21 protein-coding genes are annotated in these 22488 nt (G+C 68.7%); 14 read left to right on the forward strand and 7 right to left on the reverse strand.

Annotation, left to right across the window (positions count from 1 at the left end; translation table 11 throughout):
* Positions 1 to 22: 22 nt before the first annotated feature.
* Complete coding sequence (locus FHT36_RS13225) at positions 23 to 520, forward strand: DUF6790 family protein (RefSeq protein WP_169122960.1); 498 nt, start codon at positions 23 to 25, stop codon at positions 518 to 520.
* A gap of 31 nt (positions 521 to 551) precedes the next feature.
* Positions 552 to 1901: an AarF/ABC1/UbiB kinase family protein gene (locus FHT36_RS13230; RefSeq protein WP_169122961.1), complete on the forward strand. Its 1350-nt coding sequence runs from the start codon at positions 552 to 554 to the stop codon at positions 1899 to 1901.
* A 145-nt stretch (positions 1902 to 2046) separates the two neighbouring features.
* Here FHT36_RS13230 and FHT36_RS13235 read toward each other — a convergent pair whose 3' ends face one another.
* Both FHT36_RS13235 and FHT36_RS13240 read right to left on the reverse strand, forming a co-directional pair.
* Entirely contained in the window at positions 2047 to 2760 is a 714-nt protein-coding gene (locus FHT36_RS13235) for a sulfate transporter family protein (RefSeq protein WP_169122962.1), read from the reverse strand.
* 59 nt (positions 2761 to 2819) lie between these two features.
* Positions 2820 to 3287 (reverse strand): DUF3574 domain-containing protein, encoded by a 468-nt coding sequence (locus tag FHT36_RS13240; protein ID WP_169122963.1) that lies wholly within the window; start codon positions 3285 to 3287, stop codon positions 2820 to 2822.
* Between the two features lie 207 nt (positions 3288 to 3494).
* Here FHT36_RS13240 and FHT36_RS13245 point away from each other — a divergent pair, with 207 nt between their 5' ends.
* From FHT36_RS13245 to FHT36_RS13280, 8 genes are all read left to right on the forward strand, one after another.
* Positions 3495 to 4133: a TetR/AcrR family transcriptional regulator gene (locus FHT36_RS13245; RefSeq protein ID WP_169122964.1), complete on the forward strand. Its 639-nt coding sequence runs from the start codon at positions 3495 to 3497 to the stop codon at positions 4131 to 4133.
* 101 nt (positions 4134 to 4234) lie between these two features.
* Positions 4235 to 5479 carry an efflux RND transporter periplasmic adaptor subunit gene (locus tag FHT36_RS13250; protein ID WP_246702206.1) on the forward strand — a complete coding sequence of 415 codons (1245 nt, stop codon included), beginning with the start codon at positions 4235 to 4237 and terminating at the stop codon, positions 5477 to 5479.
* Positions 5479 to 8610, forward strand: coding sequence for an efflux RND transporter permease subunit (locus FHT36_RS13255; RefSeq protein WP_169122966.1), 3132 nt, complete (start codon positions 5479 to 5481; stop codon positions 8608 to 8610). The genes FHT36_RS13250 and FHT36_RS13255 overlap by 1 nt, the downstream gene beginning before the upstream one ends.
* A 119-nt stretch (positions 8611 to 8729) precedes the next feature.
* On the forward strand, positions 8730 to 9194 hold the full coding sequence (locus FHT36_RS13260; RefSeq protein ID WP_169122967.1) for a nuclear transport factor 2 family protein: 465 nt from the start codon (positions 8730 to 8732) through the stop codon (positions 9192 to 9194).
* Positions 9194 to 9757 carry a TetR/AcrR family transcriptional regulator gene (locus FHT36_RS13265; RefSeq protein WP_169122968.1) on the forward strand — a complete coding sequence of 188 codons (564 nt, stop codon included), beginning with the start codon at positions 9194 to 9196 and terminating at the stop codon, positions 9755 to 9757. The genes FHT36_RS13260 and FHT36_RS13265 overlap by 1 nt, the downstream gene beginning before the upstream one ends.
* Positions 9758 to 10045: 288 nt before the next feature.
* Positions 10046 to 11176 (forward strand): methionine ABC transporter ATP-binding protein, encoded by a 1131-nt coding sequence (locus tag FHT36_RS13270; RefSeq protein ID WP_169122969.1) that lies wholly within the window; start codon positions 10046 to 10048, stop codon positions 11174 to 11176.
* A complete protein-coding gene (locus tag FHT36_RS13275; protein ID WP_407077074.1) occupies positions 11169 to 11855 on the forward strand; it encodes a methionine ABC transporter permease in 687 nt (228 codons plus the stop codon). Before FHT36_RS13270 ends, FHT36_RS13275 begins: the two co-directional genes overlap by 8 nt.
* Positions 11856 to 11887: 32 nt before the next feature.
* Positions 11888 to 12679: a MetQ/NlpA family ABC transporter substrate-binding protein gene (locus FHT36_RS13280; RefSeq protein WP_169122970.1), complete on the forward strand. Its 792-nt coding sequence runs from the start codon at positions 11888 to 11890 to the stop codon at positions 12677 to 12679.
* 18 nt (positions 12680 to 12697) lie between these two features.
* Here the strand turns inward: FHT36_RS13280 and tam are convergent, their stop codons facing one another.
* Positions 12698 to 13471: a trans-aconitate 2-methyltransferase gene (tam, locus tag FHT36_RS13285; protein ID WP_169122971.1), complete on the reverse strand. Its 774-nt coding sequence runs from the start codon at positions 13469 to 13471 to the stop codon at positions 12698 to 12700.
* A 293-nt stretch (positions 13472 to 13764) separates the two neighbouring features.
* On the reverse strand, positions 13765 to 14799 hold the full coding sequence (locus tag FHT36_RS13290; protein WP_169122972.1) for a glutamine synthetase beta-grasp domain-containing protein: 1035 nt from the start codon (positions 14797 to 14799) through the stop codon (positions 13765 to 13767).
* Positions 14800 to 15328: 529 nt separating this feature from the next.
* Here FHT36_RS13290 and FHT36_RS13295 point away from each other — a divergent pair.
* From FHT36_RS13295 to FHT36_RS13310, 4 genes are all read left to right on the forward strand, one after another.
* Positions 15329 to 15526, forward strand: coding sequence for a DUF2735 domain-containing protein (locus FHT36_RS13295; RefSeq protein WP_169122973.1), 198 nt, complete (start codon positions 15329 to 15331; stop codon positions 15524 to 15526).
* A gap of 109 nt (positions 15527 to 15635) precedes the next feature.
* Complete coding sequence (locus tag FHT36_RS13300) at positions 15636 to 15950, forward strand: hypothetical protein (RefSeq protein WP_169122974.1); 315 nt, start codon at positions 15636 to 15638, stop codon at positions 15948 to 15950.
* Positions 15951 to 16176: 226 nt separating this feature from the next.
* Positions 16177 to 17883 (forward strand): solute carrier family 23 protein, encoded by a 1707-nt coding sequence (locus FHT36_RS13305; protein ID WP_348644452.1) that lies wholly within the window; start codon positions 16177 to 16179, stop codon positions 17881 to 17883.
* A gap of 86 nt (positions 17884 to 17969) precedes the next feature.
* On the forward strand, positions 17970 to 18635 hold the full coding sequence (locus FHT36_RS13310) for a hypothetical protein (protein ID WP_169122976.1): 666 nt from the start codon (positions 17970 to 17972) through the stop codon (positions 18633 to 18635).
* 4 nt (positions 18636 to 18639) lie between these two features.
* On the opposite strand, the gene FHT36_RS13315 is transcribed toward FHT36_RS13310, so the two are convergent.
* Genes FHT36_RS13315 through FHT36_RS13325 form a run of 3 tightly spaced genes read right to left on the reverse strand, consistent with a single transcriptional unit; the run spans position 18640 to position 22482 of the window.
* Positions 18640 to 19197, reverse strand: a complete 558-nt coding sequence (locus FHT36_RS13315; RefSeq protein WP_169122977.1) for a sarcosine oxidase subunit gamma — start codon at positions 19195 to 19197, stop codon at positions 18640 to 18642.
* A complete protein-coding gene (locus tag FHT36_RS13320) occupies positions 19190 to 22195 on the reverse strand; it encodes a sarcosine oxidase subunit alpha family protein (RefSeq protein ID WP_169122978.1) in 3006 nt (1001 codons plus the stop codon). The genes FHT36_RS13315 and FHT36_RS13320 overlap by 8 nt, the downstream gene beginning before the upstream one ends.
* Positions 22195 to 22482 (reverse strand): sarcosine oxidase subunit delta, encoded by a 288-nt coding sequence (locus FHT36_RS13325; RefSeq protein WP_169122979.1) that lies wholly within the window; start codon positions 22480 to 22482, stop codon positions 22195 to 22197. The genes FHT36_RS13320 and FHT36_RS13325 overlap by 1 nt, the downstream gene beginning before the upstream one ends.
* Positions 22483 to 22488: the final 6 nt, after the last annotated feature.

Raw genomic sequence — 22488 nt, forward strand, 5'->3', positions numbered from 1 at the left:
ACGGGCTGACAGGGAGAGCGCCATGGTCTTCTGGGTTCCGCTCATCGCCTATGCGGCGGTCATCCTGCTGACGGCGCTGTCCTTCGCCCGCCAGCCGGCACCGCGCCGGCTGATCGATCTCGCGCGGGCGCTGCTGCGCTACATCAATCTCTTCCCCGTGGGCCTCATGGGGCTGTGGGGCGCGCTGGGGCATATCGTTTTCCCGGCCCAGGCCGCCGCCGCCATCGGCTGGGCGACCAGCCCGTTCCAGACCGAGGTGGGCCTCGCCAATCTCGGCATGGGGCTCGCGGGTGTCATCGCCGCCTTCTGGCGCGACTGGGGCTTCCGCGCCGCCGTGGCGGTGATGATGGCCGGCTTCCTCGGCGGGGCGGGCATCAACCACATGGTCGAGATCGCCAAGACCGGCAATTTGGCCGCAGGCAATGCCGGCCCCATTCTCTATACGGACCTGCTCACGCCGCTTTTGCTCGTCATCCTCCTCGTCCTGACCTACCGATCCGACCGGGCCGCGCGCCCGTAGGACGGGAGATAGCTGGAGCGCCTAGACGGGCATGGTGGACGAGGAACGCAACCGCTTCTCCGCGCGGGCCGCGCGCTATGCCCGGGTGGGCGCCAATGTGGGCGGGGTCGCCGCGCGCATCGCCGGTGCCCGCCTCATGGGGCTCGACCGCGACGGCAACAATGCAGCCGCCCTCGCCTCCGCCCTCGGCGGCCTGAAGGGGCCGCTGATGAAGGTGGCCCAGCTCATGGCCACCATTCCGGACGTGCTGCCCCCCGAATATGCCGCCGAGCTGCAGAAGCTGCAGAGCGATGCCCCGCCCATGGGCTGGGCCTTCGTGCGCCGCCGCATGATGGCGGAACTGGGCCGCGACTGGGAGCGGAAGTTCGCGAGCTTCGAGCACGCCCCCTCGGCCGCCGCCTCCCTCGGGCAGGTGCACAAGGCGGTGACGCTGGAGGGCGCGCGCGTCGCCTGCAAGCTCCAGTATCCGGACATGCAGGCCGCGGTGGAGGCGGACCTCTCCCAGCTCGACGTGCTCTTCTCCATCCACCGCCGCATGGATGGCGCCATCGACACCCGCGAGATCGCCCGCGAGATTGGTGAGCGGGTGCGCGAGGAGCTGGACTATCGCCGCGAGGCCAAGCACGCCGCGCTCTATGCCCACATCCTGAAGGACGAGCCCAAGGTCCGCGTGCCCGGTACCCACGCCGATCTCTCCACCGGCCGGCTCCTCACCATGGACTGGCTGGACGGCGAGAAGATCCTCGGCTTCACCGAGCATCCCCTGGCCGAGCGCAATGCCCTCGCCGAAGCCATGTTCGCCGCCTGGTGGCAGCCTTTCTCGCGCTTCGGCGTGATCCATGGCGATCCCCACCTCGGCAATTACACGGTCTTCTCGGTGGAAGGGCGGCCTGCGGGCATCAACCTGCTCGACTATGGCTGCATCCGCATCTTCCCGCCGGCCTTCGTGGCGGGCGTGGTGGACCTCTATCGCGGGCTGATGGCCGGCGACGACGCGCGGGTGGTCCATGCCTATGAGACGTGGGGCTTCAAAGGGCTGAAGCGCGAATTGATCGATGTCCTGAACATCTGGGCGCGCTTCATCTACGGCCCGCTCATGGACGACCGGGTGCGCACCATCGCCGACGGGGTGTCTCCCTCAGCCTATGGCCGCAAGGAGGCCTTCACCGTCCACACCGCGCTGAAGCAACTCGGGCCGGTGACGGTGCCGCGCGAATTCGTGTTCATGGACCGCGCCGCCATCGGCCTCGGCGGCGTCTTCCTGCACCTCAAGGCGGAGCTGAACTTCCATCGCCTGTTCGAGGATGCCATCGCCGACTTCTCCGCCGAGGGCGTCGCCGCGCGGCAGGCGGAGGCGATGAAGGTCGCGGGGCTGCAATAAGGCGCGCGGCTTTCGCTGTCACCGTCATCCCCCGGCTTGTCCGGGGGATCCACCGGGCCGCGAGATCGGTTTTCCTTCTGGATCAGCCCACCAGCGTATGGGTGGATGCCCCAGACAAGCCGGGGCATGACCGCGCTGTGGCTGGCTATCCCGCCCGCCCCTCGATCACCAGCGCTCCGTCGGCGCCGCGCGCGGCCGGCAGCGGGGCGAGGCGGCGGTGGAGGTGCACCATGAAGGCCGTTCCGAACACCGGCAGGATCAGGTTGAGGATCGGCACGAACAGGATCGGCGCGATGAGCAGGCCGGCGACGAACACCGTCACCCCGTTCGCCCGCCGCAGCGCCCGCGCCTCCTCGGGCGTGCGATAGCGCATGGCGGCCAGCTCGAAATATTCCCGGCTGATGAGATAGGCGTTGGCCACGTAGAAGATGATGACATTCACCCCCGGCACCAGCAGCAGAAGCAGCGCCGCGAGGTTCACCAGCAGCACCAGCCCGAAGAAGCGCACGGAATAGAACAGCGCGCGCAGGAAAGGCTGCGGCTGGCCGGGCGGATCGTTGGGATAGGTCGTCGTCTCCACCCGCTCGGCCACCTCGTCGAGAAAGAGGCCCGCCACCAGCGAGGACACCGCCGGCATCAGATAGACGATGCCGAACACCAGCCCCAGTCCCGCGATCACGGCCAAAGTGGTCTCGATCCACGGATAGGACGAGATCTCCACGAAGTGGGTGAGCGCCGCCTCCAGCCCCACGGCGAGGGCGATGAGCAGCGCCAGCGCCAGCCCCATGGATTTCAGCAGCACGCCGCGCAGCAGCGGCGAGAAGGTCTGGCGCAAGGCGAGGATGGCGGCGGCGAGCATGGTCGTTCCTGATGGGGCGCGGGTGAGAGGTAGGGTGTGCGGCCCTTCCCCTCAAGTGGTCACAGCGTGACGCGCACCGCGTTGGTCACCTGCAGAACGCCCCACTGGTGGAAGCGTTCGGAATAGACCTTGCGGATTTCGGCGAGCTTGGCCGCCGCCTCCGGCGTGTCCGGGTGATAGATGAGCACGAGGCGCATGCCCTCGCGCACCACCTGTGCGGTGCCGTGGGCCTCGCCCTTCACCTGCCCGTAGGCGGCGACCACGGTGAGGCCATCCGGGAAGCGGGGTGTCACCTCGGTGGCGAGGAAGCTTTCCCATTCCTGGTCGCTCACCCCGCTGCCGTCGGCGCTGGCGAGGCCGAAGAGCAGCTTGGTCTCGATCATCACCACGCTGATGCCCGGCTTGAGCGTCGCGGGCGCGGCCTCCTCCGCGCGGGCGCCGGTGGGCAGAAGGAGGCAGGCGAGCAGAAGCGCGGCGCATCGCCACGCTTCGCGTCCTCGGGCGGAAAAGGGCGTCGGAAGCGGCATCGGGAATCAGGGCTCCGCTAAGGAAGCCTGAGCATTGGCGGCCCTTCGCCCGGCCGCAAGCACCCGCCGCCGGGAGCACGGGACCGGCCGCCGCCCCAAGCCGCGAACGAACGTTCACTCTTGCGCCGCAATCGTGCCCGCAGTATGCGAACGAACATTCGCTCTCACTCCTGTCTCAAGGTGCCGACCGCGCAGATGTCACGCCCCATGCCAGAGACCGCGCTGCGCGAAGCCGCCGCCCCGCGCCCCGACCACAAGCAGGAGCAGCGCAAGCGCATCCTTGATGCCGCCATGGTCTGCTTCGGCCGCGACGGCTTCCATGGCGCGTCCATGCAGAAGATCTGCGCCGAGGCGGGCATGAGCCCGGGGGCGCTCTACCGCTATTTTCCCTCCAAGGAATCGCTCATCGCCGCCATCGTCGAAGGCGAGCGGGCCGAACGGCTCGGCATGTTCGACATGATCACCAAGGCGCCGTCCGTGCTCGGCGCGCTGGCCTCCTGCCTCGGCGCCCTCCTGACCGAGGACAATATCGCCTCGGCGCGGCTGGGACCGGAGATCATGGCCGAGGCGATCCGCAACGCCGACCTGCGCGAGGCGGTCGAGCCCTGCGAGGCGGAGACCAGCACCCTCCTCGCCCAGGCCCTCGCCACCGCGGTGAAGCAAGGCGAGATCGATCCCGCCCTCGACCTCGACACCGTCTGCATCCTGATCCAGCTCATCGGCGACGGCGTACTGCTGCATCATCAGCTCCATCCCGAATGGAAGCTGGACGCGCGGATGCCGGCCATCGAGGCGATGGTGCGCCGGATGCTGGCCCCGGCCCAACCGAAAGCGGTGCCGGAATGACACGCACAATCAAGAACTGCATCGCCCTTGCCTTGCGTCACGGGAATGCCGCGGTTCAACCGCACTTTCCCGCGCCCATCCGGAACGAGGTTCTGTCCACCATGTCCGCGTCCGTCCGTCCGGCGCTCCGTCCCGCCCGCTTTGCGGCGTCCCGCCTTGCCGTCTCGGCCTTCGCCGTCCTCGCCGCCGGCGCCCTTGCCGCGCCCCCTGCGGCTGCGGCCGAGCCCGCGAAGGCGGCCGAGGCGGCCCGCGCGGCCGCGCTCTCGGTGACGGTGGTGAAGCCCCGGCCCGATACCCTGACCGACACGCTCCTCGTCACCGGCTCCATCAAGCCGCGCGAGGAGATCGAGGTGGGGCCGGAGATCGAGGGCTATCGCCTCATGGAAATCCTGGTGGAGGCCGGCGACCGGGTCCAGAAGGGCCAGGTGCTGGCGCGGCTCTCGCGCGACGTGCTGGAGACCCAGCTCGCCCAGAACACCGCCTCCGCCGCCAAGGCCCGCGCCGCCATCGCCCAGCAGCAGGCGGCCCTCGACCAGGCCATCGCGCAGGAAACCGAGGCCACCGCTGCAGTGGAGCGCACCCGCCAGCTCAGCAAGACCGGCACCTCCTCCCAGGAGCAGCTGGAGCAGCGCGAGCGCGCGGCCAAGGTCGCCACCGCCCAGGTCGCCGCCGCCCGCGAGACGCTGATCGCCGCCCAGGCGGAAGCGGTGTTCGTGAAGGCGCAGCGCGACGAGATCGAGGTGAAGCTGAAGCGCACCGACGTGCGCGCCCCCGCCTCCGGCCTCGTGCTCTCGCGTGAGGCGAAGCTCGGCGCCATCGCGCTTTCCACCCGCGCCGCGCCGCTGTTCCGCATCGCCGAGGACGGCGCCATGGACCTCGACGCCGACGTGCCGGAAGGTGCCATGCCGCGCATGAAAGACGGGCTTTCCGTGCAGGTGGTGCCGGCCGGCTTCGACGAGCCCATTGGCGGCAAGGTCCGCCTCGTCTCCGCCGAGGTGGACCGCGCCTCGCGCCTCGGCAAGGTGAAGATCGCTTTGCCCGACGACCCGCGCCTGAAGTCCGGCGCGTATGGCCGCGCGGTGATCGCGCTCGGCGAGGTGAAGGGCCTCAGCCTGCCCCAGTCCGCCGTCATGTTCGATGCAGAGGGCGCCTATGTGCTCACCGTCACCGACGGCATCGTCGGCATCCAGCGCATCACGCCCGGCCTGAAGAAGGACGGCCGCATCCTCGTCACCGAGGGGCTCTCCGCCGATGCGGACGTGGTGGCGCGGGCCGGCAGCTTCCTGCGTGACGGCGACCGGGTGACCCCGGTGCGCACGCCGCTCTCCGTGGGCGAGGCGCGCTGATGGCCCTCAACGTCTCCGCCTGGGCGATCCGCAAGCCCGTCCCCGCGCTCGTCTTCTTCTTCATCCTCACGGCGCTCGGCATCGTGCATTTCCGGGAACTCCCGGTGACGCAGATGCCGAACATCGACCTGCCCATCGTCATGGTCACCGTCACCCAGTCCGGCGCCGCGCCGAGCGAGCTGGAGACGCAGGTGACCAAGAAGGTGGAGAACGCCATCGCCGGCATCTCCGGCGTCAAGCACATCACCTCCTCCATCAGCGAGGGGGCGAGCGTCACGCTGGTGGAATTCCACCTGGAGACGCTGGTGGACCGCGCCGTGAACGACACGCGCGACGCCATCACCAAGATCCGCATGGACCTGCCCCGCTCCATCGACGAGCCGCAGATCCAGCGCATCGACATCGAAGGCCTGCCCATCGTCACCTACGCGGTCTCCGCGCCCAACATGACGACGGAGCAGGTGAGCTGGTTCATCGACGACACCCTCGCCCGCGCCCTGCAGGGCGTGCGCGGCGTGGCGCAGGTGAAGCGACAGGGCGGCGTGGACCGCGAGATCCGCATCTCCCTCAATCCCGACCGGCTGATGTCGCTCGGCATCACCGCCGCCGAGGTGAGCCGGCAGCTGCGCGCCACCAATCTCGACGTCTCCGGCGGTCGCGGCGAGGTGGGCACGCAGGAGCAGCCCATCCGCACGCTCGCCGGCGCCTCCTCGGTGGAGGCGCTGGCGGACACCCGCATCGTGCTCTCCAACGGCCGCTCGGTGCGGCTCGGCGAGCTCGGCAGCGTGGTGGACGGCGCGGCGGAGCAGCGCGTGTTCGCGCGGCTCGACGGCAAGAGCGTGGTGGCCTTCGGCGTCTACCGCGCCAAGGGCTTCTCGGACGTGACGGTCTATGACCGCGTGACCGAGGAACTCGCCAAGCTGCGCGCGGCGCATCCGGACGTCACCATCACCGAGATCGACACCACGGTCCGCTTCACCAAGTCGGACTATGAAAGCGCCATGCACACGCTGATCGAGGGTGCCATCCTCGCGGTCATCGTGGTGTTCCTGTTCCTGCGCGACATCCGCGCGACGCTCATCACTGCCCTCGCCATCCCGCTATCCATCCTGCCCACCTTCTGGGTCATGGACATGCTGGGCTTCTCGCTGAACGCGGTGAGCCTCTTGGCCATCACGCTCGTCACCGGCATCCTGGTGGACGACGCCATCGTGGAGATCGAGAACATCGTTCGTCACATGCGCATGGGGAAATCCCCCTATCGCGCGGCCATCGAGGCGGCGGACGAGATCGGCCTTGCGGTGGTGGCGACCACCCTCACCATCGCCGCGGTGTTCGCGCCCGTGTCCTTCATGGGCGGCATTGCGGGGCAGTACTTCAAGCAGTTCGGCCTCACGGTCGCCATCGCCGTGCTGTTCTCGCTGGCCGTGGCGCGGCTCATCACGCCATTGGTGGCAGCCTATTTCATGAAGGACACCGGCCACCGCGAGGGCCGGGACAGCCTGGTCATGCGCGGCTATGTGCGCCTGCTGGCGTGGTCGGTGCGGCACCGCTTCGCCACCATCGGCATGGGCATCGCCATCTTCGCCGGCTCCATCTGGCTGTCCACCCTGCTGCCGTCCGGCTTCCTGCCCACCAACGACATCTCCCGCGCCCTCCTCTCGGTGGAGCTGCCGCCCGGCAGCACCATCGCCGAGACGCAGAAGGTGGCGGATGACATCGCCCGCGCGGCCCTCAGCCTGCCCGAGGTGAAGAGCGTCTATGCCACCGCCGGCACCGGCGGGGCTGGCGGCCTCGCGCTTTCCTCCGGCGAGGTGCGCAAGGCACAGGTGGTCATCAACCTGAAGCCGCGCAGCGAGCGCACCATCGACCAGAAGACCTTCGAGACCCAGTTCTCGAAGACGCTGGCGGCCATGCCGGACCTGCGCGTCTCTTGGAGCCAGAACGGGCAGAACACCCAGCGCGGATTCCAGGTCATCCTCTCCGGCAGCGACGGCGCGGCGGTGGCCGAGGCCGCGGTTGCGGTGGAGAAGGCGGTGCGCGCCGACGTGCCGGAACTCGCCAACGTGGTTTCCTCCGCCGCCCTCGACCGGCCGGAGATCCGCATCGTGCCCAAGCTCGACGAGGCGGCCGAGCTGGGCGTCTCGGTGGACACCATCGCCGAGACGGTGCGCATCGCCACCATCGGCGACATCTCCGCCAACCTCGCCAAGTTCTCCGCCAAGGACCGGCAGATCGACATCCGCGTGCAGCTCGCCGAGAACGCGCGGACCCGGCTGTCCACCTTCGATGCGCTGAAGGTGCCCACCGCCTCCGGCGGCGCGGTGCCGCTCTCCGCCGTGGCGGACGTCCAGTTCGGCAAGGGCCCGACGGCGCTCGACCGCTACGACCGCGCCCGCCGCGTGGCGGTGGAGGCGGACCTCGTGGGCGACACGCCTTTGGGCGACGCCCTCGCCAAGGTGAAGGCCCTGCCCGCGGCGCAGAACCTGCCCGCCGGCGTCACCCTGAAGGAGGCCGGCGACGCGGAGATCATGGCAGAGGTGTTCTCCGGCTTCGCCATGGCCATGGCGGCGGGCCTGATGCTGGTGCTGGCGGTGCTGGTGCTGCTGTTCCACGACATCCTGCAGCCCATCACCATCCTGGTTTCGCTGCCGCTGAGCGTGGGCGGCGCCTTCATCGCGCTGCTCATCACCGGCAATTCGGTGTCCATGCCGGTGGTCATCGGCTTCCTGATGCTGATGGGCATCGTGACGAAGAACGCCATCCTGCTGGTGGATTTCGCCATCGAGTCCATGCACCAGGGCGTCGACCGCTTCACCGCCCTCATCGAGGCCGGCCGCAAGCGGGCGCAGCCCATCGTCATGACCACCATCGCCATGGTGGCGGGCATGGTGCCCTCGGCGCTGGCGCTGGGCGAAGGCGGCGCCTTCCGCGCGCCCATGGCCATCGCGGTCATCGGCGGCCTCATCACCTCCACGGTCCTGTCGCTGGTGTTCGTGCCGGCGGTGTTCACGGTGATGGACGATCTGAGCCACTTCCTCGGCCGCATCTTCGGCCGCTTCATCGGCGGCAAGGACGAGCCGGACGGCCACGACATGCCTCCGGCCCTGCACCATCCGGCCGGCGAGTAGCGCTCCTTTCATCCTCCATCCAGCGGCCCTCCCCTCCATCCGGACGGGAGGGCCGCTTGACTCGTGCCGCTATCTGTACCATTCAGTACATTATTGACTGATCAGTACAGGAGAGACCCATGGCCCGCCCGCCGCTGCCGCCCTTCACCGTCGAGACCGCCGCGCAGAAGGTGCGCATGGCGGAGGATGCCTGGAACACCCGCGACCCGGAGCGCGTCTCCCTCGCCTACACGCCCGACAGCCGCTGGCGGAACCGCTCGGACTTCCTCACCGGCCGCGCCGAGATCGTCACCTTCCTCACCGCCAAGTGGCGGCGGGAGCTGGACTATCGCCTCATCAAGGAGCTGTGGGGGCTGAACGACAACCGCATCGCGGTGCGCTTCCAGTATGAGTGGCACGATGTCGATGGCGCGTGGTACCGCTCCTATGGCAACGAGCAGTGGGAGTTCGACGCCGAAGGCCTGATGCGCCGGCGCGAAGCCTCCATCAACGACGTGGCGATCGCCGAAAGCGACCGCCGCTTCCTGTGGCCCCTCGGCCCGCGTCCGGCGGACCGTCCGGGCCTCACCGAACTGGGGATGTGATGGCACGAACGGTGGCCGAGCGCGCGGACATCCTGCCCCTCCTGGGCGAGGTGTTCCGCGAGCACGGATACGAGGGGGCGAGCCTCGCCCACATCACCGCCCGCACCGGGCTCGGCAAGGGCAGCCTCTATCACTTCTTCCCCGGCGGGAAGGAGGAGATGGCAGCCGCCGTGCTCAAGGAGATCGACGGCTGGTTCGAGGCCAATGTCTACGCCCCGCTGCGCGCGGACGAAGACCCGGCCGCCGCGATACGGGACATGCTGGCCCGCACCGATGCCTATTTCCGCTCCGGCCGGCGGGTGTGCCTCGTGGGCGTGTTCGCCCTCGGCGAGGTGCGCGACCGGTTCGGCGAACAGGTCGCCTCCTACTTCGCCCGCTGGCGCGAGGCCCTCGCCGCCGCCCTCGGCCGCGCGGGCCTGCCTTCCGCTGAAGCGGACGACCGGGCGGAGGAAGCGGTGCTCGCCATCCAGGGCGCGCTGGTGCTGGCCCGTGCGCTGAATGATCCCGCCGTGTTCGGCCGGGCGCTGGAGCGGCTGGGCCGGCGGCTGCTGGACGGGCTATAAGACCACCAATATAATCAACTTAATTCAGACTTGACGCGTTCGATAAACCGAACGATATTGCCGCCATGTTCGCCCCGGAACGGATGGGCCCTGCCATGATGATGTGTCGCTGACAGCCGCTGGAGCGGCGTGAAACCGCCGAATGCCGCGCCAAGCGCGGCCCTGTCCCGGTTGCGCCGACACCCATCCTTTCCCAAGCCGGCTGTTCCCGCCTCCGCCCCTACCGCCGCTTGAATGCGCCGGGCGCAGGACCGGATTGACGAACAGCCGGTGATGCCGGAGCCTTTCATGAATGCCCCCCTGACTTTGGCGGCCGCCGTGCCTACCCTCCCCGAACCGTCCGTTTCCGCCGCCGCCATCACGGTGCCCGCGCGCTCCATCATCCGCTTCGAACGGGTGGCGAAGACCTTTCCGGCGCGCCGCGGCCATGCGGCGGTGCATGCCCTCTCCGACATCACGCTGGACGTGCCCGAGGGCGCGATCCTCGGCGTCATCGGCCGGTCGGGGGCGGGCAAGTCCACCCTCATCCGCCTCGTCAACGGGCTGGAGAAGCCCTCCGGCGGACGCGTGCTGGTGGACGACGTGGACATCGGCGCCCTCGACGAGACCGCGCTGCGCAAGGAGCGCCGCTCCATCGGCATGATCTTCCAGCACTTCAACCTGCTGGCGCGCCGCACCGCCTTCGACAATGTGGCCCTGCCGCTGGAGATTGCCGGCGTCCCGAGCTCTGAAATCAAGGCGCGGGTGGAGCCCCTGCTCGATCTTGTCGGCCTGTCCGACAAGCGCGACCGCTACCCCGCCGAACTCTCCGGCGGCCAGAAGCAGCGCGTCGGCATCGCCCGCGCGCTCGCCACCAAGCCCCGCGTGCTGCTCTCGGATGAAGCGACCTCGGCCCTCGATCCCGAGACCACCGAGCAGATCCTCGCTCTGCTGCGCCGGGTGAATGCGGAACTGAACCTCACGGTGCTGCTCATCACCCACGAGATGGCGGTCATCAAGGCGGTGGCCGACAAGGTGGCGGTGATCGATGGCGGCCGCATCGTGGAAGACGGCGCCACCTATGAGGTGTTCGCCCGCCCGCGCCACCCCACCACCCGCTCCTTCCTCGCCGCGCTGACGGCGAAAAGCCTGCCCCGCCGCGTCGCCGAGCGCCTGTCCGCCGAGCCGCGGGACGGCCGCGACCAGGCGGTGCTGCGCATCGTCTTCACCGGCGACCACGCGCAGGACCCGGTTCTGTCGCGGGTGTCGCGCCTGCTCTCGGTGGACGTGAACATCATCCAGGCCCAGGTGGACGAGATCGCCGGCACGCCCTTCGGCGTCATCGTGGTCTCGGTGCCCGGCGACGCCCCCACCGTGAGCGCCGTCATCAATGCCGTGGAGCGGCTCAACCTGACGGCGGAGGTCCTCGGCTATGTTTGACATCACCTTCGGCCTGCTGCCGCCCACCATCGTCGATCTCATCATCGACGCCACCCAGCAGACGCTCTACATGGTGGCCGTCTCCGGCGCGCTCGGCACCCTCATCGGCCTGCCGCTGGGCGTGTTCCTCGCCACCAGCCGGGCGGGCGAGCTGTTCGCCGCGCCGTGGCTCAACCAGACCCTCGGCCTCGTGGTGAATGCGGCGCGTTCCACGCCCTTCATCATCCTGGTGGTCGCCATCATCCCCTTCACCCGCCTCGTGGCGGGCACCTCCATCGGCACCAGCGCGGCCATCGTGCCGCTGACCGTGGCGGCGGCGCCCTTCATCGCCCGGCTCATCGAGGCCGCCATCCGCGAGGTGGACCAAGGGCTGGTGGAGGCCGCGCGGGCCATGGGCGCGAGCCCCGTCCAGATCGTCGCCAAGGTGCTGCTGCCGGAGGCGCTGCCCGCCATCACGCTGGCCCTCACCCTCGCGGCGGTGTCGCTGCTCGGCTACTCGGCCATGGTGGGCGCGGTGGGCGGCGGCGGTCTCGGCGACCTCGGCATCCGCTTCGGCTACCAGCGCTTCATGCCCGAAGTGATGGCGGCGGTGGTGATCGTGCTCATTCTCCTCGTGCAGGCGGTACAGACGCTCGGCGATCTCCTCGCCCGCCGCCTCGACAAGCGCAGCCGCGGCTGAGCCCCGGCGCGCACCGACCCTTTCAAATTCAGATGGAGGTTTCCATGAAGGCCCTGGCGCTGGCGCTTGCCGCCGGCATTTCCCTCGTCGCGTTTTCCGCCGCCGCCGAGACCATCAAGGTCGGCGTCACTCCCGGTCCGCACGCCCAGATCCTGGAGAAGGTGAAGGAAGAGGCGGCCAAGAAGGGGCTCGACATCAAGGTGATCGAGTTCTCCGACTACGTGGTGCCCAATGCCGCTTTGTCGTCCGGCGACATCGAGGCCAATTCCTTCCAGCACCAGCCGTATCTCGACAACCAGATCGCCGATCGCGGCTACAAGATCGTTCCCGTGGGCACCACGGTGAACTTCCCCATCGGCGTCTATTCCACCAAGTACAAGAAATTCGAGGACATCCCGGCGGGCTCCTCCATCGGCATTCCCAACGATCCCACCAATGGCGGCCGCGTGCTGCTGCTGCTCGCCGACAAGGGCATCATCAAGCTCAAGGACGGCGTGGGCGTGAAGGCCTCCGTGGTCGATGTGGTGGAAAACCCGAAGAAGCTGAAGTTCGTGGAGATCGACGCGGCGCAGCTGCCCCGCTCCCTCCCCGACCTCGCGGCGGCGGGCATCAATACCAATTATGCCAAGGAGGCCGGCCTCGACCCGGTGAAGGACCCCATCCTGCGCGAGGAGCCCAAGGGCCCCTACGTGAACGTCATCGCCGTGCGCGCGCAGGACAAGGACAAGCCATGGGTGAAGACCTTCGTCGAGACCTACCACTCGCCGGAGACGCGCACCTTCATTCTCGAGACCTTCAAGGGCGCGGTTCTGCCGAGCTGGTGATGTGTGGGGGGTGAAGTTCTACTTCACCGCCACGATGAAGAAGCGGGGGAAGGCGAGGAGCACCTTGCCATCCACCCTCGGTAGATAGGCATCGGAGAGGCGGGCGGCGTATTCCTCCAGGAACTGCGTGCGCTCGTCGCCTTCCAGCGGATCGATGAAGGGGCGCAGGCCCGTGCCCTTCACCCACTCCACGATGGCCGGGATGCCATCCAGCGGGTGGTTGTAGATGGTGTGCCACACGTCCACCGCCCCCGCGTGGGGCTTCAGCATGTCGTAATAGGCGCCCGGCTCCGGCAGCACGGTGCGGGCGCGGGTGGCGGTGTGGAGCGTATCCGCCCACGGGCCGGCCATGGCGGTCTCACGCATGGCGACGTGGGACGGCTCTTCCAGATTGTCCGGCATCTGCACCGCCAGCACCCCTCCGGGTGCCAGCAGCGACATGAGGCGCGGCAGCAGGGTGGCGTGATCCGGCACCCATTGCAGCACGGCGTTGGCGTAGATGAGGTCCGCCGGCTTCGGCAAGGTGAAGGTGGAGGCGTCGCCGAGCGCGAAGGTAACGCCCGGCAGGCGGGCGCGGGCCGCCTCCAGCATGGCCGGTGAGGTGTCGAGGCCGAGGAGTTCGGCGCCGGGGAAGCGCTGCGCCAGGATGTCGGTGGAATTGCCGGGGCCGCAGCCGAGATCCACCACGAACGCCGCGCTCTGAAGCGGCACCGCCGCGAGAAGATCGCGCGCCGGGCGGGTGCGCTGGTCCTCGAACTTCAGATATTGGCTGGCGTTCCAGTCGGCGGGCATCGGCGGCTCCGGGCGCGAGGGACCAGGCAGCGCCACGGCGCGGCGCCGCAAGGGATATCCCTGCTTATACCAGCTTGACCGCAGAGGCGACCGGCACGGCGCAGGTTCTCATCCCTAGGGGATGGGCTTGCCGGAGATCGGAAGGAAGATGGGGCGCGAAATGCGCGGGGCTCGACGGCGAAGGCCGGAGGGAGAGCGCGAGAGGAAACGCGCGAGACAGTCGGCAGGACGAACAGGCCGACCCGTCCAAAAAAACGCCACGGCGCGCGCGGAGGTGCGCCGTGGCGAAGTCGTCAGGCCGCAGCCGAGACGTCGGTGGAGACCGACGAAATGGTCTTCAGGATCTGGGAGGCGATCTGGTAGGGGTCGCCCATGGAGTTCGGGCGGCGATCCTCGAGATAGCCCTTGTAATCGTTGCGGATGAAGGAGTGCGGGACGCGGATGGACGCGCCACGGTCCGCAACGCCGTAGGAGAACTTGTTCCACGGCGCGGTCTCATGCTTGCCGGTGAGGCGCATGTGGTTGTCCGGGCCATAGACGGCGATGTGGTCATCGAGGTTGGCCTCGAACGCCGCCATCAGCTTCTCGAAATACTCCTTGCCACCCACTTCACGCATGTAGGAGGTGGAGAAGTTGGCGTGCATGCCCGAGCCGTTCCAGTCGGTGTCGCCGAGCGGCTTGCAGTGGAACTCGATGTCCACGCCATACTTCTCGGTGAGACGCAGGAGCAGGTAGCGGGCCATCCACACTTCGTCGGCGGCCTTCTTGGAGCCCTTGCCGAACACCTGGAATTCCCACTGGCCCTTCGCGACTTCCGCGTTGATGCCCTCGTGGTTGATGCCGGCGGCGAGGCAGAGGTCGAGGTGCTCCTCGACGATCTGGCGGGCGACGTCGCCCACGTTCTTGAAGCCGACGCCCGTGTAATAGGGGCCCTGCGGCGCGGGATAGCCGGCCTCGGGGAAGCCGAGCGGGCGGCCGTTCTTGTAGAAGAAGTATTCCTGCTCGAAGCCGAACCAGGCGCCGGCATCATCGAGGATGGTGGCGCGCTTGTTGGACGGGTGCGGGGTGACGCCGTCCGGCATCATCACTTCGCACATCACCAGGGCGCCGTTGGTGCGGGCCGGGTCGGGATAGACAGCGACCGGCTTCAGCACGCAATCCGAGCTGCGGCCTTCGGCCTGCTGGGTCGACGAACCGTCGAAGCCCCACAGCGGCAGCTCCTCGAGGCTCGGGAACACGTCATATTCCTTGATCTGGGTCTTGCCCCGGAGATTGGGAACCGGGGTGTAGCCGTCGAGCCAGATATACTCGAGCTTAAACTTTGGCATTGCAGTCTCTCTGAGCCGATGACGTGAAATTCGGGACCTTGTTTCTCGAACTCTTGATTCAGGAAGCGTCCGGCCGTGAAGGATCCACTGGCCGCGGGGGCCGGGTCATATCTAGCAATCCGCGTGCCAGCCGCGGGCCCATAGCCGGACAAGGGCTTTTCCCGACCGGCCGCAGCGTCAGCTGCCCATTGCTGCATCAGGAATCGGCCACTCTCTTGGGCGGAACGCACACCGCGTGTGCAGCCGCTCGGTACGCGCCCGGTCGCGAGCGAAATCCGCCCCCCGCGAGGGAACAAAAGGGCGGCAGCCACGCTTGGATGTGAGCACGCCGCTGCACTGCGAAAGACGCGCGTGGGCCATGCAGCAAACGCGGAAATAAAAGAGCCAAGTGACGCCAATTTATATTTGCCTAAAATTTAGGCACTAAACTAAAATATGCCCGCATTGATGTATATGTAGGGTGCAAATCATGTTATGAAATCTGCAAGTGATGGCGCCCAGGAGGCTCATCGGACAGGAGAGCGGAGTGATGACTGCGAACCACGAGCGCGAGACGGCGAAAATCTATGTCTTCCCAGTGAAGAATGGCGCGAAGAACGGCATGCTCGCCAAAGAGGCGAAATGGGCTGCCGAGATCGCCGCCGTGGGAGCCGCGCAGGCCGTGATCGGAAGCAGCTGGTATCACGAAGAAGCGGTGAAGGCCGCCGATCTCCCCAACCGCCGCTGAACGATCGGGTCCGGTGTCGGCGCGCTCAGCGCCGGCCATCCCGCATCCGCGATGGACCGCTTCTTGCGTGACGTCCTCCCCGAGACCTCTTCGGGTAGGACTTGCGACAATGGCCCTCGACCTCAACACAGACTGGACGAACGCGGAGCTTTCTGCCCTCATCGGCTCCGTGGTGGATGACCGTGACTGGCGTCTGGAAGTGAGCAAGGACGGCATCGCCTCCCTCGCCGACAAATCCGCCAATCCCACGGGCGCGGATTATGACGAGGGCCTGCACGGCTTCTTCGAGACCTGGATGGCCGGAACCGATTTCGTCGGCCCCTCGGCCGCGGGCGACAAGGACCTGATCGGCAAGATCGCCACCGCTCTGCGCGCCAACTATCCCACCCTCAAGGCCGACAAGTTCATCTACGTGGCGCTGTAGCCGCGCGGCCTGCCCCGCTGGCAAGGGTCCCGCGCACGGCGCGCGGGACAGGGCCTCCAGAGCGCTTTCCCCTTTTTCCCAAACCCTTTAGGCTGGCCCGGCCGGTTTCCGCCGGATCGCCTCATGCGGTCACGCGCCATTCGAGATGAGTTGCGCGGGCCGCCCTGAGCGGGGTCTCGGCAGGGCAGACAAAGAGCCGCCAAGCGGCCGGGTTGGGGAGAGTCGCGTGGGAAGCGGCAGGCTGCGTTACGATCTCGAGTCTCATCCGCCGCTCCCGGTGCTCATCGGCTCGGTGGCCCAGCATATGGGCCTGATGGCGGTGACGCTGGTGTTCCCACTGCTGGTGGCGCAGGCGGCCGGCGTTGATGCCGAGATGCAGCGGCGCTATCTCGATCTGGCCATGTTGGCCATGGGGGTGGCGACCCTCTTCCAGTGCTGGGGCCGGCCCATCCTGTTTCTGCCGCGCACCGGCTGCGGCTATCTGCTGCCCGCCGTGTTCACCGCCGCCTATCTGCCCGCCGCCCTCTATGCCGCCCGCGCCGGCGGGCTGGAGGCGGTGGCAGGCATGACCATCGCGGCCGGCCTTGCCGAGGTGCTGTTCAGCCGCGTCATGCATCGCGTGCGCCCCTTCCTGCCCATCGAGATCGTCGGGCTGGTGGTGATGCTCATCGGCATCATCCTGGGCGTCGTCGCCATCAAGCTGATGGTGGGCTACAGCCAGTCGATGGCGCAGGTGACCCTCACCGGCACCGGCGGCGCGGTGGCCGGCCTCGCGGTCATGATCGCCCTCGCAGCCTGGGGCAGCCCGCCGCTGCGCGCCATGGCGGTGCTGGCCGGGCTGGCCGCCGGCTCGGCGGTGCACCTCGCCCTCGGCTTCGGCGCGCCGCGGCCAGAGGTGTCGGTAAAGCCCCTGCTGGAGCTGATCCGCTGGCCGCTGGTGGTGCCGAGCTTCAGCGTCGGGCTGCTGCCCGGCTTCCTCGCCGGGGCCCTCGCCTGCATCCTGCGCAGCTTCGGCGACATGGTGGCGAGCCAGCGCGCCAACGATCCGCAATGGCGCCGGCCGGACTATGCCAATATCGAGGCCGGCGTGCTGGCGGATGGCCTCGGCACCCTGTTTGCCGGGCTCATCGGCACCATGGGCCTCAACACCTATTCCGCCAGCGTGGGCCTTTCGGTCGCCACCGAGGTCAAGGCCCGGCGGGTGGGGCTGGGCGTCGGCATCGGCTGGATCGCGCTTGCCTTCATTCCCGGCTCGTCGGTGGTGGTGATGGCCATTCCCCGGCCGGTGCTCGGCGCGGCCTTGCTGTTTGCCTCCGCCTTCATCGTGCTCTCCGGCATTTCCATCCTCGGCCAACGGATGCTGGATGCGCGGCGCACGATCGTGGTGGGCCTCGGCTTCCTCATTGGCATCTCCTTCGACGAGATTCCGGATTTCTACGCCCGGGTGCTCTCCGAATCGGCGCGGGAGCTGGTCACGTCCTCGCTGGTGCTCGGCCTGTTCACCGCGCTTGCGCTGAACGCTTTGTTCCGCATCGGCGCGGTGAAGAGCCATCGTCTGGTCTGGTCGCCGGCCGAGGGCCATGCCGCCCTGCACCAGTTCCTCATGGACGCCGCCGCCGCCGATGGCGCCCGCACCGAGGAGGTGGGGCGCATCGCCCAGATCGCCGAGGAATTCGCCACCGCCGCCCCCTCTCTCGCCGAGGGGCCGGTGGAGGTGACGACGCGGTTCGATGAATTCGTGCTGGACGTGTCCTTCGCCTGGGCCGGCGGTGCGCTCCAGCCGGGGCCGGCGCCGAGCTTCGACACCGGCGTGGACGAGGACGCCATGCTCAACGGCATCACCTTCCACCTCATCCAGCGCCTCGCCGACCGCACCCACCGCCGCACGCTGCCGGACGGGCGGCAGGAACTGCGCTGCGAGGTGGACCAGTAGGCGACCGCCGATGGCGGGCCTCAACTGCCGGTGGTATGCGTAGTGCGGTTGGTCGCAGGATGTTTGGGGGCACGACGATGGCGGGCATGCGTACTGTCGGGGCCTGCCTCACCCTTGCTTTGGGGCTCCTCGTCCCGGCGAGCGCCACCCTGGCGGCACCGGCGTCCGGGACGACCGATTCGCAGAAATTCCAGAGCTATCTCTATTCCGACGCCTACAGGGTCGCGCTGGCGCACGCGTGGAAGAAGGTGCCGCCGGCCTCGCTGCCCACCTGCGCCAACCTCACCGATGGCGATGTCTCGGTGACGCTGCAGCAGGAGGTGTCCTTCGATGCCAAGGGCCTGCCCAGGTCCGGCGCGTGGTGGGGGCATTATCCCATCAAGGGCTGCGGCACGGAGCGCATCATCAACATCCTGTTCCGGGCCGAGCCCTCGGGCGTGCGCTTCCTGGTGACGCTGCCGGGCCGTACACGCGCCAACATCGTGCTCCAGCGCGATGCGCTCACCTATGCCTTCATCGGCGCCGGCACCAAGGTGGCCGACTGCAAGGACATGGAGGTGGCGGACACCGCCTTCGACGGCTTCGGCCTTTCCGCCGGCGACAAGTCGGCGCCGGAGACCGGCCCATGGCGCGAGACATGGACGGTCGCCGCCTGCGGGAAGATGCTGGCGGTGCCGATGGAATTCATCCCCGACGCCACCGGCACCACCATCAACCAGCGCCCCGCCGAGGTGCGGCAGCTGAAGAAGTGAAGCCTCAGGCGAATTCCCGCGCCGCATCCTGAAGGAAGGCGTGGACATAGGGCGCGAAGGAGCGCCAGCACTCCAGCCGGAAGGCCTCCCCCACCCGCACCAGCACCACCTCCGTCTTGCCCAGCAACGTGCGCGTGGCCGAGCCGGGCGGGAAGGCAGTGTCGGACAGGTCGAGGGCGATCCCGGCATTGAGGATGTCCGCCGCGTGCGGACCGCTCAAGAGGAACGCCGCATTGCGGTGCCCCACCGCCACCAGCGAAAAGAAGCGGCCGGCGAGATCGGCGGCGATCGCCGGCTCGGCGGCAGTCCCCTCCCCCTCGGGACAGACCAGCAGCCACTCCCCCGGCCCGAGGCGGGCGGCGAAGCGCTCCGGCGTGCCGCGCACGCTGTTGAGGGAGCCGGAGAGATCGAAGCCCCCGGCGCCTGCCGGCAGCACGGCGCCGCGCGGCGCCTTCATCTGCAGCACGAAGCGGTCGGCGGCCGGCAGCACCCGCACGGCACCGGATGCCGAGGGGGCGAGGATGGGCGCGCGCCGCGCTTGGATGGCAACCGGCTCAGGCATGAACGCCTCCTTCCACAAAACCTTCCACCCTTTTGCCCTCGGGATCGAGGAACACCGGGGCCACCACCTTCACCGCCGTGAAACCGGCCGGCGTCGTCACAAAGAGCGTCTCGCCCATCCGCGCCCGCCCGCCGGAGACCACCGCCAGCGCGATGGGATGGTTGAGGGTGGGGCTGAGATAGGAGGAGGTGACATGCCCCAGCATCTTCATGGGCAGCGCCTGTTTGGTGTCGGCGACGATCTGCGCCCCCTCCTCCAGCACCGTGCGCCCATCCGCCGAGAGCAGCCCGACCAGTTGCTTGCGATCCGCCCGCGCCATGTCCGGCCGGGCGAGCGAACGCTTGCCGACAAAATCCTTCTTCGCCTTGGAGATCATGCCGGAGAGGCCGACATCATCCGGCGTCACCGTGCCGTCCGTCTCCTGCCCGACGATGATGAAGCCGCGTTCTGCGCGCAGCACGTGCATGGCCTCGGTGCCGTAGGGCGTGATGCCAAAGCGCTGGCCGTAGGCGAACAGCGCCTCCCACACGGCTTGAGTGAAATCCGCCGGCACGTTGATCTCGAAACCGAGCTCGCCGGTGAAGGACACGCGCATGAGCCGCGTCGGCACGCCGAGGATTTCCCCCTCGCGCACCGCCATCTGGGGGAAGGCCTGGGGCGAGAGGTCGATGCCGGAAACGAAGGGGGCAATCACCTCGCGCGCCCGCGGCCCCTGCACGGCGATGACGCCCCATTGCTCGGTGATGGAGGTGAGGAAGACGTCGAGGTCCGGCCACTCCGTCTGGAGATAGTCTTCCATGTGCGCCATCACCCGCGGCGCGCCGCCGGTGGAGGTGGTGACGTGGAAGCGGTCCGGCGCCATGCGGGCGACGATGCCGTCGTCGAGGATGAAGCCGTCTTCCTTCAGCATCAGGCCGTAGCGGCACTTGCCCGGCTCGAGCTTGGTCCAGCCGTTGGGATACATGCGGTTCATGAACTCGGCCGCATCCGGCCCCACCACCTCGATCTTGCCGAGGGTGGAGGCATCGAGCAGGCCGACGCTTTCGCGCACCGCCCGGCATTCGCGGGCCACCGCCGCGTGCATGTCCTCGCCCGGCTTGGGGAAGTACCAGGCGCGGCGCCACAGGGCGACATTCTCGAACTTCGCGCCCTGCTTCACCGCCCACTCATGCACCGGCGCGGTGCGGATGGGATCAAAGGTCTCGCCACGCGCCGTGCCGACGATGGCACCGAAGGTGACGGGCGTATAAGGCGGGCGGAAGGTGGTGGTGCCCACCTGCGGGATGTCCTTGGCCAGGATCTCCGAGACGAGGCCGAGGGCGGCCATGTTGGAGGTCTTGCCCTGGTCGGTGGCCATGCCGTTGGTGGTGTAGCGCTTCACATGCTCGACGCTCTCGAACCCCTCGCGCACCGCAAGGCCGATGTCCTTGGCAGTCACGTCGTTCTGGAAGTCTAGGAAGGCGCGCACCTTCTTTGGATCGGCATCGGTGGGCAGCACCCGCGCCGCCCTGAAGCCGGTGGGGGTGGCGGGCGCCGCCGCGAAGGCGCGGGTTGACGGCACGCCGGCCGCTTCCGCGCCGGCCGCCCAGCCCTCGGCGAGGACGGCGGCGAGGTCATAGGTGCCCTTGCATGCGCCGGCCGAGCGCTCCGCCTGCACGGACGTGCCCGGCACGAAGGCGTCGATCTCGGTGCGGAATGTGAGCTTGCCGCGCGACTGGGAGAAGAGATGCACCGCCGGCGTCCAGCCGCCGGACATACCGACGCAATCGCAGGCCAGCGTCCGCCGCGCGCCGACGCGTCCGGCCGCAAGCGGCGCCACGATCAGCCCCGTCACCACCTTGCCGCCGGTGGAGCCCACCACGGTGTGGCCGGCGAGAAGCTCGATGCCGGAGAGGAGGGCGCGCTCGGGGCCGATCTCCGCCTCGGGGCGCAGGTCCACGAGGGTCACGTCCAGCCCCGCCGCCTTGGCATCCGCCGCCGCGCGATAGGCGGAAGCGCCGTTGGTGGCGAAGACGATGCGGCGGCCCGGCGCCACGCCGTAGCGGTTCACATAGGTGCGCACGCTCTCGGCCAGCATGATGCCCGGCCGGTCGTTGTCGGCGAAGCCGAGCGGACGCTCATGGGCTCCGCTGGCGAGCACCACCTCTTTCGCCCGCACCTGCCACAGCCGCTCGCGCGGCAGCTTGGCGTCCGGCGTGGCGAGGTGGTCGGTGACACGCTCGGTGAGGACGACGTGGTTGTGGTTGTAATAGCCGAACGCCGTGGTGCGGTTGAGCAGGGTCACGTTCGCCCGCGCGGCCAGCGTCTTCAGCGCCTCCTCCACGAAGGCCGAGGCTGTCTTCCCATCGATGGTGGCGGTGAGATCGGCGAGGAGGCTGCCGCCCATCTCCGCCTGCTCGTCGGCGAGGATCACGCGCTTGCCCGCCTCCGACGCCGCCAGCGCCGCCGCGAGGCCGGCCGGGCCCGCGCCCACCACCAGCACGTCGCAATGGGTGTTGCGATGGACGTAACGGTCCGCGTCCGGCGCGTCCGGCGCCACGCCGAGGCCGGCGGCGGCGCGGATGGCGGGTTCATAGAGCTTGTCCCAGAAGGACCGCGGCCACATGAAGGTCTTGTAGTAGAAGCCCGCCGTCAGCACGGGGGCGACGAGGTCGTTCACCTGCCCGATGTCGTGCTCCAGCGACGGCCAGTGGTTCTGCGAGGAGACCTTCAGGCCGGACACCGCCTCCACCACCGTGGCGCGGTTGTTGGGGGCGGACCGGCCGGGGCCGCGATCCACCTGGAACAGGGCGTTGGGCTCGTCCGCGCCATGGGTCAGCACACCGCGCGGGCGGTGATACTTGAAGGAGCGGCCCATCAGCCTGATGCCGCTGGCGAGCAGCGCCGAGGCGAGCGTATCGCCTTCATAGCCCTCGACGGTACGGCCGTTGAAGGTGAAGGCGATGGGCTTCGTCCGGTCGACGCGGCCACGGCCGGGAATGCGGAAATCCTGCGCCATCAGCGGCCTCCCGTGATGTCGGGACGGGGCTCGCCCATCTCGTAGGTGGTGATGAAGGCGTCGCTCACCGTGTTGCGCAGCGCGTTGAACCAGCGGCCGCAGCCGTGGGCATGCAGCCAGCGCTCGGCATGGACGCCCTTCGGGCTGGTGCGGGCGAAGAGATATTCGGCCCAGGCGGCGTCATCGAGGGCATCGGGATCGGCCGGGCGGGCGATGTGCGCCTCGCCGCCGCAGCGGAATTCCACCTCGGGGCGCGGCCCGCAATAGGGACAGGGAACGAGCAGCATCTTGGA

The sequence above is a fragment of the Xanthobacter sp. SG618 genome, assembly GCF_012932745.1.
GTDB classification, from domain to species: Bacteria; Pseudomonadota; Alphaproteobacteria; order Rhizobiales; family Xanthobacteraceae; genus Xanthobacter; species Xanthobacter flavus.